11 protein-coding genes and 2 pseudogenes are annotated in these 13,092 nt (G+C 58.3%); 3 read left to right on the top strand and 10 right to left on the bottom strand.

Annotated elements, in window-relative coordinates:
- Positions 1 to 10: 10 nt before the first annotated feature.
- From OYW20_RS04590 to OYW20_RS04620, 8 genes and pseudogenes are all read right to left on the bottom strand, one after another.
- Complete coding sequence (locus OYW20_RS04590) at positions 11 to 1,183, bottom strand: hypothetical protein (protein ID WP_268799549.1); 1,173 nt, start codon at positions 1,181 to 1,183, stop codon at positions 11 to 13.
- A 112-nt stretch (positions 1,184 to 1,295) separates the two neighbouring features.
- Positions 1,296 to 2,174: a methyl-accepting chemotaxis protein gene (locus OYW20_RS26085; RefSeq protein WP_408005498.1), complete on the bottom strand. Its 879-nt coding sequence runs from the start codon at positions 2,172 to 2,174 to the stop codon at positions 1,296 to 1,298.
- 27 nt (positions 2,175 to 2,201) lie between these two features.
- Positions 2,202 to 2,969, bottom strand: a pseudogene (locus tag OYW20_RS26090) (MCP four helix bundle domain-containing protein); the annotation flags it as partial.
- 93 nt (positions 2,970 to 3,062) lie between these two features.
- Positions 3,063 to 3,371 (bottom strand): hypothetical protein, encoded by a 309-nt coding sequence (locus tag OYW20_RS04600; RefSeq protein WP_268799550.1) that lies wholly within the window; start codon positions 3,369 to 3,371, stop codon positions 3,063 to 3,065.
- Positions 3,372 to 3,508: 137 nt separating this feature from the next.
- Positions 3,509 to 4,165: an HD domain-containing protein gene (locus OYW20_RS04605; RefSeq protein ID WP_268799551.1), complete on the bottom strand. Its 657-nt coding sequence runs from the start codon at positions 4,163 to 4,165 to the stop codon at positions 3,509 to 3,511.
- Positions 4,166 to 4,324: 159 nt separating this feature from the next.
- Complete coding sequence (locus tag OYW20_RS04610; RefSeq protein ID WP_268799552.1) at positions 4,325 to 5,227, bottom strand: metal ABC transporter substrate-binding protein; 903 nt, start codon at positions 5,225 to 5,227, stop codon at positions 4,325 to 4,327.
- Positions 5,228 to 5,253: 26 nt separating this feature from the next.
- Complete coding sequence (locus OYW20_RS04615; RefSeq protein WP_408005499.1) at positions 5,254 to 6,075, bottom strand: metal ABC transporter permease; 822 nt, start codon at positions 6,073 to 6,075, stop codon at positions 5,254 to 5,256.
- Positions 6,076 to 6,119: 44 nt separating this feature from the next.
- The gene (locus tag OYW20_RS04620; RefSeq protein ID WP_268799554.1) at positions 6,120 to 6,872 is read right to left on the bottom strand and encodes a metal ABC transporter ATP-binding protein; all 753 of its coding nucleotides are present in this window, start codon (positions 6,870 to 6,872) and stop codon (positions 6,120 to 6,122) included.
- Between the two features lie 328 nt (positions 6,873 to 7,200).
- Between OYW20_RS04620 and OYW20_RS04625 the strand changes: the two genes are divergently transcribed.
- On the top strand, positions 7,201 to 7,806 hold the full coding sequence (locus OYW20_RS04625) for a flavin reductase family protein (RefSeq protein WP_268799555.1): 606 nt from the start codon (positions 7,201 to 7,203) through the stop codon (positions 7,804 to 7,806).
- 109 nt (positions 7,807 to 7,915) lie between these two features.
- Here the strand turns inward: OYW20_RS04625 and OYW20_RS04630 are convergent, their stop codons facing one another.
- Complete coding sequence (locus OYW20_RS04630) at positions 7,916 to 9,496, bottom strand: aldehyde dehydrogenase (NADP(+)) (protein WP_268799556.1); 1,581 nt, start codon at positions 9,494 to 9,496, stop codon at positions 7,916 to 7,918.
- Between the two features lie 193 nt (positions 9,497 to 9,689).
- Complete coding sequence (locus OYW20_RS04635; protein WP_268799557.1) at positions 9,690 to 10,394, bottom strand: hypothetical protein; 705 nt, start codon at positions 10,392 to 10,394, stop codon at positions 9,690 to 9,692.
- A gap of 300 nt (positions 10,395 to 10,694) precedes the next feature.
- Between OYW20_RS04635 and OYW20_RS04640 the strand changes: the two are divergent.
- Positions 10,695 to 11,183 (top strand): annotated as a pseudogene (locus tag OYW20_RS04640) (hypothetical protein); the annotation flags it as partial.
- Between the two features lie 666 nt (positions 11,184 to 11,849).
- Positions 11,850 to 13,088, top strand: a complete 1,239-nt coding sequence (locus OYW20_RS04645; RefSeq protein ID WP_268799558.1) for an urea ABC transporter substrate-binding protein — start codon at positions 11,850 to 11,852, stop codon at positions 13,086 to 13,088.
- Positions 13,089 to 13,092: the final 4 nt, after the last annotated feature.

The raw sequence follows: 13,092 nt of genomic DNA on the forward strand, positions 1-13,092 counted from the left end.
GCATCGCTTATCAGATCGCTGACGGCGCCATCTCAGGCAGCGGCTTTTGCAGCTGCCTGAGTTCGCGTGAGGTGTCCCCGGTTCTGCATTTGGCGGCCGCTTGATCGGCGGTCATCTTGCGCACCGAGGTAAAGAACAACTGGCAGGTCTGGACCTTATTGGTCACTTGCCAGTTTTGCGTGCATTGGCTCAACGTGGTGCTCGGATTCGCCGTTGGCTCGCTGCCCATCTTCGCCTGCCAGCAGGCCGCGCTCAGATCCTGCCCCATGACTTTCAGCCCAGTAGCGTCAGCCTTGGCCTGGTCGCCCCCGTTGTTGGCCTGGTCCGCCGCATACCAGATGTAACTGGGGTGATTAGAGCCCAGCACCGACACTTGTTGACCGGTCGAAGGACTGATCATCGCCAGCCCTAACACCCCGACCTTCTGACCATATTGCTGTTCAAGCCAGGTCCTGACGGGCGCGCCGAACGCCACCATCGGCAGTGAGGTGCCCGCTCTGCTCTGACTCAGCTGTTTGATCATGCTGGTCTGATAATCCTGAAAATAGCCGTACACCGTTTCCAGGGTGCTGCCGGCATTGGCAGGCGCGGCGATAGGGGCAATGTCGATAATGGTTTGATAGCCCGGCGTTTGCGCAGCGGGGATGCCGTTGGCCGTGAGCAGCATCGACCAGCGGTCAGTGGTGGCGGAATTCAGATAGTCCTGAAAATGGGTCAGCGAGGTGTCCGGCGGGAAGTGCAGCAACTCGACGCTCTTGCGGTTCTCAAGCGCCATGCCGAGAGGCAGATAAAAATACCAGTTGAACGCCCACTTGCCGTCCATGTTGAGTTTTTTCGCGCCGTTGTAGGCCAGTTCGCCTGCATCCAGCAACGCTAACAGCGGTTTGTCGTAGCCTTCGGGCACACCGGTTATCTCGGCGTAGAGCACATCGTTGTCGTTATGCACGCTGACCTTGCCTGCGGAGTAGCCGTCGCGCTGCACGCTCTGTGTCAGGTAATGCTCAGCGGTTTGCTCGAGCGTCCATTGACGAAAACAGATCACGCTGCAGTTGTTGGGGAACGCAAAGAGTCGTGCGACGCGCTCCTTGCTGCCCAGCTTCACAGTCGCCTCTGCCTGAGCTTGCGCTGCACTCATTACTGAGAATGCGGCGAGGGCCAGGCTCAATACTGTTTTTTTATTCATGCTTCTGTCCTTGATAGAGAGATACGAGTCCGGGCGGACGGCATTTCAATAATGAAACACTCGGACAGGCTTAATAAGCGGGGGACGAGAAAATAATCGAGTCTGCCGCCAGCTACAGGACAAAGCGCTGAACCATGGTGTTCAAGTCCGTGGCCAGCATCGACAGCGCGTTGCTCGCGACCGTGGTCTGCTGCGCGCCGGAGGCCGATTGCGTCGACAGATCCCGGATGCTGCTCAGGTTACGATCAACCTCGTTGGCGACCTGGGCCTGCTGTTCAGCGGCGCTGGCGATCAACACGTTACGGTCGCTGATGGTGGAGGTGGAACTGATGATCACCGACAGCGCCTCGCTGGTGGCGGCGGCCTGTTCCAGCGTCATGCCTGCCTGAGTTGCGGTCACGCGCAATGCTTGGGCTGTTTGCTGGGTGCTTTTCTGCACACCATTGATCAAGCCTTCTATTTCTGTAGTCGAGGCGCTGGTGCGTTGCGCAAGTGATCTGACTTCGTCTGCCACCACGGCAAAGCCACGTCCTGCTTCGCCGGCCCTCGCGGCTTCGATGGCGGCGTTGAGTGCCAGCAGATTGGTCTGATTGGCGATGGCGCGAATCACGTCGAGAATCTTGCTAATGCTCAACGTACGCTCAGCCAGTCCTTCGGCCTGATGCGATGAATCCAGAACGTTGTCGGTCAGCTCCCTTATCGACTCGATGGTGCCCGAGAGGCGTTCCCGCCCTTGGGCCGCGGCTGCGTTGGATGCCTGGGATTCAGTGGATGTGTTGCTGGCGTTGTCCGCGACTTCCACCGCCGCCTGACTCATTTGGTTCACGGCCACGGCCGCCTGTTCGATTTCGTTGTTTTGCAGGTGCAAGTTCTGGGCGCTGGCTTCGGCGATAGCGCCCATTTCCTGAACCGATTGAGTCAATTGCGTCGCGGCTGCGTAAATCTGCTCGATAGTGCCGTGCAAGTTGCCACGCATCCGGCCAAGCATCATCAGCAGTTGTGCTGTTTCGTCTTTACCTTCCGGAATCGGCTGCGGACTGAGGTCACCCTCGGCAATGGTGCTGGCGATCTGCAGCGCATGGCGAACCGGGCGAATAATGCTGACGCTCAGGCGCCAGGCAAGCAGCAACGTCAAGACCAGTGCGACGACAATGGCGCTGACGGCAATGATCCGGGTTTGCTCGAAGCGACTGCCGGTAGCCTCGACGGCCGCTGCCGCACTCTGTTTATTGAGTTCACGCAGCAACTGCACCTGCATGTCCATCAGGTCGCCCTGTAAACTCAATGCGGTGTTGAGCAGCATTCTTGCTTCGTCCAGTTTGCGTTGTTCGATGAGTGCAATTTCATCCTGCAATCCGGGCATGAAAGCTTTATAGGCGTCCTGCAACGCCGCAATCGAATCGCGTTCGGTGCTATCGGTGGCGTGCGCCAGGTAATCGTTGAAGCCTTTATCAACCTCGTTACGCAGTTGTTCGACATTGATCTTGCTGGTCACAACGGCGCCCGGATCATCAGCGTTGGCGATCAAGCGAGCGCTTTCACCGCGCAGTTTGATCAGGTCGATGGCGATCGCGTCGGCCATAGCCATGCTCGGCAACGTTCCGCTTTCAACCGCTTCGCCTTGTTCGCGAATGCTCTGCATCTGCAGCAGGGAGAACACACCCAACGCCACCAGCAGCAGTGCAGTGATGCCGAAGCACAGAACCAGCCGCTGGGTGATTTTCAGACGACGCAGTAGGCCAGGTCTGGAGGAGCGGCCGCGTAACCGATGTAATAACGTTTTCACTACAGACCAATCCCATCGACGATTAAACCGGAGACATTGGTTATAGAGACGTTCCGTGATGTCTTTATGACATCGGCGAGGAATGTTGCAGTTTTATGGAGACTCTTTTTTTTCAACGGCTGCTGTGGTCGTTGCCCTGCAGGCACTTCTGGACGTTTTGTAGCCGTGATTGATCAGGGTTTTCAGCATCCCGAGGTGTCCTTGTGCTGCCCAGACAGCCGATGACATCACCTGATCAGACCAATCGCCTTCGTCCGCCCCACTGAATTGCCCCGATATCAGCAGCAGCACGGCTTCTGCGCGCAACACCTCGGCAAGCATGGCATCGACCAGATAACCCGGCGGCACGTCCGCGGCCACCACCATCACGCCTTCGGCAACGCTTGTGTCTCGAGTGCTCATTGCACAATCTCCATGACTGATTGGGATCACGCTCAAGCCTTGAACGCGTTGTCGAAGCTTAGGAAACCAAACAGCATGACGACGTGAAAACTGGTTACAGGACGTCTCGGCACTGCGCTCGGACTGTTTAAGCAGCGTCACTGACCTGCGCCCACTTCCTCCATTAACTCACTGACAAAACGCACGGCCCGGGCGTGTCGAGCTTGAGCCAGCTCGGCCCCGGCCTGGGTTTGGAATCCCTGTGACAGGCCGAAGATCTTGTTCTTGAAGTGGTCCAGCGCGAACTGCTTATCGTCCAGAGGACGGTTTGCTGCGAGCGGGTCAGCGGCGTCATACAGGCGGCTGCCCATACGGCCTGCGACATAAAACAGCCGCGCAACGCCGATCAGGCCCAGTGCGTCGAGGCGGTCGGCATCCTGCAGAATCTTTGCTTCAAGGGTTGTAGGCGTGATGGCGGCCGAGTAGCTGTGCGCTTCGATGGCGTGGGCAACGGCTGCGATTCGCTCCTCGCTCCAGCCCATTTCCGACAGCAGTTCGGACGCTTTCGCGGCGGCCAGGCGGGAAGCGCTGGACCTGAATTTCGAGTTCTTTTCCACCGACACGCAGTCGTGCAGCAACGTCGCGGCCAGCAGCACCTCGTGATCGCCGCCTTCCTTGTCACGGATCGCGCAGACATTCATCCAGACCCGATGCAGATGGGATTCATCGTGAGAGCCGTCGAGCCTTTCGGCCACGGTGTGAGGTATCAGCAGATTGGCAAGGCTTTGAAACGGCGCAAATGAAAGTGAATTCATCGAAGGGTCCTGGTTATCCCGGCGAGCTGTTTGGCAAGCATACAGAGATCCAGGCGCAACATTAAACGAGCCAAAAGCCGCGCCAGCTTCGAAGGCGGTTCGAGGAATGTCGTCATTCGCTCGAACACTCATCGCCGGCGCGCCGTTGAATACCTGCGTTTACTGGCCCTTCATCGCTGCCGTCAGCTTGTCGACGTTGTACCTGAACATCTGCACGTAGGACGCTGCTGGCCCGTCTGCAGGCGAGAGCGATTCCACATACAGCTCGCCGCCAGGATGCGCGCCGCTGGCTTTGGCGATTTGCTGCACCAGCCGTGGATCGCCCGAGTTCTCAAAGAAATACGCGCTGACATGCTCTTGTTTGATCTGGTTGATCAGCTTGCCGACATCAGCCGCTGACGCTTCTGTCTCCGTGGAAAAGCCCAGTGGGGACAGGAACGTAACGCCGTAGGCATCACCGAAATAGCCGAAGGCATCATGGGAGGTCAGCACCTTGCGTTGCGATTTCGGTATGGACTGAATCTGCGTACGGGCGTATGCGTCCATGTCTTGCAGCTGTTTGATGTAAAGGTCGCCCTGGGTTTTGTAATCGGCGGCATTGGCCGGGTCTGCTTTCTGTAGTGCGGCGATGATATTTCTTACATACACCACGCCATTGATAGCGCTGTTCCAGGCGTGCGGGTCGGTGATCTTCTTGCCGTCCTCTTCCATGCTTCGGGTCATGATGCCGTTGGACAGCACCACGGGCTCGCCCTTGTAGCCAGAGGCTGTGATCAATCGGTCCAGCCAGCCTTCCAGGTGCAGGCCGCTGACAAATACCACGTCGGCTTTTTTCAGTGCCTGTGCATCGTTGGGCGTGGGCTCGTAAACATGCGGATCGCCATTGGGGCCGATCAGCGAAGTGACGTGAACGTGGTCGCCACCAACGTTGCGGACCATGTCGGCAATGACTGTGAACGAAGCAACGGCTTCCAGAGGTTTCGTCTCGGCGCTGTTGGCCAGACTCGACAGCACCAGACCCGATAACGCCAGAGCGGCGGTCAGAAGCGTCAAACGTTTCATGTGGTTTCCTTTGTGTAAGAGAACAATCAGCCGGACAAGTGAACCCTTGGAAGCAGGCGTCGAAGAAAACCGCTGCGTCCAAAAAACAGTGAAAACAAATAAAAGGCGCTGGCGGTCAGGACGATCGCCGGGCCGGAAGCGACGCTGGCGTGATAAGACACGATCAGCCCGATGAAGCCCGATAGCGTGGCAATTACCGTGGATATAACGATCATGCCTGTCAGAGAATTCGACCAGAAGCGTGCGACCGTTGCCGGCAGCATCATCATACCCACGGCCATCAGCGTGCCGAGTGCCTGAAAGCCTGCTACCAGATTGAGCACTACCAACAGCAAAAACAGCACGTGATACAGGGAGCCGCGACCGCCCACAGCACGCAGGAAACCGGGATCGAAACACTCAAGAATCAGCGGCCGGTATATCAGCGCCAACAGGATCAACGTGAAGGAAGCGATGCCGCCAACCATGAAAATCGCCTGGTTATCGATGGCCAGAATCGTGCCGAACAACACATGCAGCAGGTCCACGTTGGAGCCGTGCAGCGACACGATCAAAACGCCCGCGGCTAACGATGTCAGGTAAAAACTGGCGAAGCTGGCGTCCTCGCGCAACGTGGTAAAGCGGCTGACCAAGCCTGACAGCAACGCCACAGCTAGGCCTGCGATCAGCCCGCCGAACCCCATCGCTGGCAGCGATAACCCGGCAAACAAAAAGCCCACTGCGGCGCCGGGCAATACCGCATGGCTCATCGCATCGCCCACCAGGCTCATGCGCCGCAGCATCAGCAACACGCCTACTGGACCGGAACCCACGCCCAGTGCCAGGCAGGCGACCAGAGCGCGGCGCATGAACCCGAACTCGACGAAGGGCTGAATCAGCGCCTGATAAACGGTCACAGGTTGTCCTCGTCGTTGATGGCGCATGGCTGCGCGTCGGCGTTCCAGTGCTCGGCCATGTTCTTTGCCCGACGCAGGTTGTCGCTGTGGAGAATGTCCGTCGTGCGGCCCCAGGCAATGGTTTCCCGTGCGAGCAGCAACGTGTCCGGAAAGTGCTGGCGTACTTGTTCTATGTCGTGCAGCACGGCAATGACGGTGCGGCCCTGGTCGTGCCACTGGCTGATCAATTTGAGCAAATCCCGTGTAGTGCGGGCGTCGATGGCGGTGAAGGGTTCATCCAGCAGAATCACCGATGCGTCCTGCAGCAACAGGCGTGCAAACAGCACGCGCTGAAATTGCCCGGCCGATAACGAGCTGATGCTGCGTTGCCCGAAACCCTCCAGGCCGACGGCGAGCAATGCGTGTTGCGCCTGCTCGACTTGCTTGCGGCCCACGCCGCGAAACGGGCCGAGCGCATGCCACGCGCCCATCAGCACGGTGTCGGCGACGCTGAGCGGGAAGCTGCGGTCAATCTCGGCGGCTTGCGGCAGATAACCGATGTGACGTGTCGCCAGATTGCCGCGATCAACACGGCCTTGGGCTGGCTTCAACGTGCCCGCAATGGCCTTTATCAAGGTCGATTTGCCCGCGCCGTTGGGGCCGACAATCGCCGTCAGGCTCCCCGCAGCAAAACGTCCAGTGACGTGATGGACGGCCGGGCGCCGCTCGTAGGTGATTGTCAGGTCATGAAGGTTGATGGCTGCGCTCATGGGATGGCCACCGCCCACATAATCCCGATCCACAGCAGCGCGAGCACGGCTAAGGAAATCAGCACGCGTTTGCCTGCGGACTGAGCGAGGGCGGAAGCCGAAATGTTTGGGGGTAAGCGCGTAGAAGATTTCACAAACGGAAAGCCTGAAATATTTTGTTATAGTATTACATCACTTTATTCGGGCGGGAGGGAAGGGCTATTTTCTGCAGGTTCAGGGAGGGGACAGGTTAGAGACCTGTTCACTTCTCGCATTCTCCCTGCAGCGTAAACACTGTAATTTCCGGATCAGGCTTTTCCTTTCAGGCTTTTTCTTTTCAGGTTCCTTTATGTCCGCATCTCATCGTCGTCCCGTCCCGCTGGCCAAGTCGTACCGTTTGCTTAATCACGGTCCTACCGTATTGGTGAGCGCTGCCCACGATGGCAAGCGCAATATCATGGCCGCTGCATGGGCAATGCCGCTTGATTTCGATCCGCCGAAAGTCACTGTGGTGTTGGACAAGTCAGTGTGGACGCGGCAGTTGGTGGAAGCTTCCGGCACTTTCGTCATCAACGTCCCGACAGTCAGTCAGGTCGACATTGTCGAAACCGTAGGCTCAACCTCTGGTCTGGAGATTTCGAAAGAAAAGGACGTCGACAAATTCAGTGCCTACTCACTCGAAACCTTTCAAGGCGAGGTCATTGATGCGCCGCTGCTCGAAAGCTGTGCGGCGTGGCTTGAGTGCCGTTTGCTACCCGAGTCGCATAATCAGGGCCAGTACGATTTGTTCATCGGCGAGGTGGTGGCGGCGTATGCAGACGAGAGGGTGTTCTCCGATGGCCACTGGCACTTTCAAGGGCATGACGCGCTACGCACCGTGCATCACGTGGCCGGTGGTCACTTTCTGGTGATCGGCGATAGCGTTGAAGGAAAGGTGTTACCGCGCCCTGAGTAATGAGCGGGGCGCACCACGCTGTGGTTTTCAGCGCTGTATTCCAACCGGAGCCTGCCAGTTGGCGGAGGGCCAGGTGCTGCCTGGCTCACAACACCCGACAACCCACCCATCAACCCTTGGTCAAATGACCGTCAACCAGACGCCATGTGTCCAGCGGATTGCCCTGCTGCAGCGCCGGTGGCAACAGCGAATCCGGCACGCTCTGGTAGCAAACCGGGCGCAAAAAGCGGTCTATCGCCGTTGCACCGACCGACGTGCTGCGGCTGTCGGACGTGGCCGGAAAGGGGCCGCCATGGACCATGGCGTAACTGACCTCGACGCCTGTCGGGAAATCATTGAACAGAATGCGGCCGGCTTTGCGCTCCAGTGTTGGCATCAGCGCTTGAGCGATGGTGTGGTCGCCTTCGTCAACATGCAGCGTTACCGTTAATTGCCCGGCAAATTTCGTCGCGACGTTGCGCAGATCATCCGCGTCCTTGCAGACGATCAGCAACGCGCTTGGGCCGAAGTTTTCTTCTTCCAGCCCGGGGTTGGCGAGGAAGGTCGCCGAATCGGTTCGGAAAAAGGCCGGACGCGCTTGATAGGCGCTTTCAGCCTCTTTGCCCTCGGCCACCAGTTCAACCCCCGACGCGCTGTGCAGGCTATTAAGACCGTTGCAGTAAGCGCCGTGAATGTTGGGCGTGAGCATGGTGGTTGGCAATTTGTCAGACAGCGCGTGTGCGGCGGCGGCTACGAAAGCTTCCAGATGATCGCTTTCAAGTGCCAACAGGATGCCTGGGTTAGTGCAGAACTGCCCGGCGCCCATGACCAATGACTCCACAAAGCCTTTGGCAATGCTGTCGGCGCGAGCGGATAACGCGGCGGGCAGCAAGAACACCGGGTTGATGCTGCTCATTTCGGCGTACACAGGAATCGGCACCGGCCGCGCTTGTGCGGCAGCCACCAGCGCCAGACCGCCTCGGCGCGAGCCGGTAAAGCCCACCGCAGAAATCAATGGATGACTGACAAGCGCCTGGCCAACGGAGATGTCTTTGTCGATCACCATCGAGAACACGCCAGCCGGCATATTGGTGTCGTAGGCGGCTTTCTGAATCACCCGGCCTACCAGTTCGCTGGTGCCCAAGTGCGCCGGATGCGCTTTGACGATGACCGGGCAGCCAGCCGCGAGGGCTGACGCGGTATCGCCACCTGCGACAGAAAAGGCCAAGGGAAAGTTACTGGCACCGAACACCGCGACCGGACCAATGCCAATGCGGCGCAAACGTAAATCGGCACGGGGCAAGGGCGTGCGGTCCGGCAAAGCGTTGTCGATCACCGCACCGTGCCAGCGGCCGTCACGCACGAGGCTGGCGAACAGTTTCAACTGGTTGACGGTGCGCATGCGCTCGCCTTCCAGGCGCGGTTTGGGCAGGCCGCTCTCTTGATGAACCCGTTCGATCAGCGTGTCGCCCAAGTCCAGCAACCCTTGGGCGATGGCTTCGAGAAACAGCGCACGGCGTTCATCGGGTAATTGACGGTAAGCATCAAAAGCGTCTTCGGCCAGCTCGCAAGCCGTGTTGACGTCGGCCAGGCTGCTGGCGCCAAACGCAGGCTGCAGTTTTTCCCCCGTCGCCGCTGCCAGCGCGAACACCTCGCCGGCGTCGCCCCGAACGGAGCGCTGACCAATGATCGTTTCACCAAGAATCTGCATTGCTGAACACCTCTTAATCAAGACGGGCCTAGGGCGATTTCTGCCGAAGAGACAACCACCACGACAACCAGCCACGAAGCGCTTTAGTCGCCGCCGTGCCCAGTGCCTGAGGGTAGATCATGAGGTCGTTATCGCCAGCCATGCATAGAACGGCGGTGAAATTGCCTGTTGCGTGGCAGAGGCGTACAGCTGGTTACTGCTGAACGACGCTATAGCCGTCAAACGCGGTCTGCTGCTGAATCGCTGTGACGATGTTCTTGCGAGTCGCTGGCTGCTCATTACCGTCTTTGTCCACGAACACTTCGCTTTGCAGTTCAGCTTCGTCGCCTTCGCCCACGAAGGTGAAGCCCAGAAACTCGTACGTTTCGCGGTCTACGTATGGCTTGGAGCGCGGGTTGCGCAGCGGCAGGGTCACACTGGTGCCGTCCTTGCTGATGACGAACACTTCGATGTCTTTCTTGGCGCGAGCGACTTTGCCTTTGCCCGGGTTGGGGTTGCTCACGGCCTGGTGCGTCTGGTTCAACACGCGCAGTGCCAGGTTGTAGACCAACTCCTGAAACGACGGGTCGTCTTTGTAGCAGGACAAAATCCGGCTGATCGGGAACCTGCTGCTCAAGTCTTCAAGGGCGGCCATGTCCGACGCTTCAGCGTCCTTGAGTTGCTTGAGTTCGCCCATCAGGTCGTAGGCTTTGTCGTCGTCGAATTGGTCATGCGCCTGACGAATGGCAACCCGAAGCTCACGAATCTGGTCGCTTTCCTTGGCGGTCTGGAAGGCGTCGAGCACCATTTCACTGACGATTTTCGCCTGCGGCACGTGCTGTGAAAGATGGATGGCGTTCTCGTATTCCTGCTTGGAAGACAAGGACGTCACGGCGGCATCGGTATTGGAATCAGGCATTGGACATTCACTACTTCATTAGCTGAGGTTGAGGCGCGAAAGCCGTTAGGCGTTTCGGGGGCGCTAATCTATTGGACCCGAGCGCCGTTGTCACGGGGCAACGGCGGATGGCAGCAAACCCGACAAGCGTCGTGATTACTGATAGCTGATGGTCAAGGTGGCGCTGGCGTTGGCTTGCCCCGCACTGATTGACCCCGCCGTGCGGTAATAACGCTCCTTGAACGGGGTTGCGCAGACACCTTGGTGGGGTTTAAGAATTGTCTGATTCCCCATCTGCGTGACGAGCCCCAAGTTACGCGCATGAAACTACGCCAATTCATTCATCCGCTCGATCCTTCCTTCTCAACGCCAAAGGCTGCGCGCAAGTTACTGCACTTGTTCGCCATCGCATTGGTCATGCGTGTGTACGCATTTGCCTTCAGCTACCTGAATTCGACGTTGAGCGATGAAATCTCCCGGCGCCGCGGTTACATGAACGCCGCCATTTCTGACGCCCAGCGTTTCTTCGTCAGCCGTCAAACACTGCTGACAACACTGGGGCTGAACGACCTGGACGCCCCTCAACGCGATTACCTGCAGACCATCGGGCGTTCGTCGTCGGTGCTCCTTCAACTGATCAGCGATGTGCCTGATGTCTCGAAAATCGAGTCCGGGCAAATGGCCCTGGAAACCATTACCTTCAGCCCGCTCGACGTCTTCGAGGACGCCGTGCGCGGTTACGCGGCCACCGCGACCAACAAAGGATTGCAGGTATTCGCCTGTGTCGATTCCACGCTGCCTGCACAGGTGCAAGCACTCTTGAAGCGCCTGGACATCGCGGTACTTGCATTGACTGACAGCTCAAGCCCTGACGGGTAACCCGGAATGGAAGGTAGACAGTGCGAAAGATCAACGTAGTGATCGATGCTTATCGGCGTTGTGCCGTTCTTCATTGTCGTGTTTTACGCCTTTGTCCCGCTCTCGATTGACGTGGCTTGTAGTTGTAAATCAGTGGTTCCGAAACAGGGTTCAACTTCTGCCTGCAAGCGTTGCAGTTTGGAGACCAGCCGGAATGATCTACGCCCCAAAGCTGAGCGTTCAGTGCGTAGATTCTACTCAGGTGGCATCTTCTGGAGCGCACAAGCTTTTTGGTGGTTTTTAAAAATTCTTATGAATCAGATAGATAAGGTTTTGGTCTGAAATTTGCTGTTGGAGTAAAGCCGCCTATCGCGGTGTTCGCTTCCCCCATCAGATGTGGTGGGCGACTCAGCCTCAACGAAGCGGCTGCCGTCTCCAAGTGAAGCGACTCACACATCCAGCCGACAGCGTCGTCGGTATGTGAAATCAGGCCCTCCTTCCACCGCCTGTATTTCTGCCAGATCTTTTTCCTCTATTGCATCCCTTGCCGGCCCCTCAACGGGTTGCCTGTGCCGGGCTGCAATCGGTGTGCGGGTCTGGATTCCAGGAGTCTCCCGAATGGCTATGAATCGTCGCACTTTCCTGCGTTCGTCCGCTATTTCTGCTGCTGCATTGTCCACCTTGAGCCTCAAGAGTTTCTCGGCGTTTGCCGCCGAGGATGCGATCAATATTGCCTCGCTCTATGACAACTCCGGTGGCCTGGACATCTATGGCAAACCCATCGTCGACGCTCTGACCTTTGCGGTCGAGGAGCTCAACAGTGCCGGCGGTTTACTCGGCCGCCCGCTGAACCTGATCAAGTATGACACCCAGTCCAACATGCAGCTCTACGCGCAGTACGCCCAGCAAGCGGCGCTCAAGGATCGAGCGGCGGTTGTGCATGCGGGTATCACCTCGGCCTCGCGGGAGGTGGTGCGGCCGGTGCTGGACCGCTACAAGACCCTGTATTTTTACAACAACCAGTACGAAGGCGGCGTGTGCGACCGCAACTTCTTCGGCACCGGTGTTACCCCCGGCCAGACCGTCGAGAAGCTGGTCTCCCATGTCACGAAAAAGTGGGGCAAGAAGGTCTACATCGTCGCAGCGGACTACAACTACGGGCAGATTGTCACCGCATGGGTCAAAAAGTACGTGGAGCAGGCCGGCGGGCAAAGCGTGGGCATAGAGTTCTTTCCGCTGGACGTGACCAACTTCGGCGCGACCATCTCGAAGATTCAGGAAGCCAAGCCGGACTTCGTGTGGTCGGCGCTGGTGGGCGGCGCGCATATGTCGTTCTACCGCCAGTGGAAAGCAGCGGGCATGACCGGCAAGCTGCCAATCGCTTCGACCACCTTCGCCGGCGGCAACGAGCACGTCGTCCTGTCGCCGGAAGAGTGCAACGGCATCCTCATTTGCCAGAACTACGTTCAGGAACTGGCGACGCCGCAGAACCAGGTATTCGTCGAACGTTTCCACAAGCGCTTCGGCGCTGACTATCCGTACATCACCGAACTGGCGATGGGGGCCTATCAAGGCATGATGCTGTGGGCTGAAGGCGTGCGCCAGGCCGGGACAGTTGAGCGCATGCCCGTGACCGAGGCGCTGGAAAAAGGCATTAGCCTGGACCTGCCAAGCGGCAAGGTCAGCATTGATCCGGGCACCCACCATTGCGTGCTCGACGTGCACATCGCCGAAGTGCGCGATCGCCGCCTTGAAGTGATCGAGAGCTTCGCCCAGCAAGCGCCTTCTGACACCGCCGCCGTGTGCGACCTGGTGAAAAATCCACGCGACGCAAAACAATACAGCATCGCGCTGTAAGGAG

Source organism: Pseudomonas sp. BSw22131 (genome assembly GCF_026810445.1).
Taxonomy (GTDB): domain Bacteria; phylum Pseudomonadota; class Gammaproteobacteria; order Pseudomonadales; family Pseudomonadaceae; genus Aquipseudomonas; species Aquipseudomonas huanghezhanensis.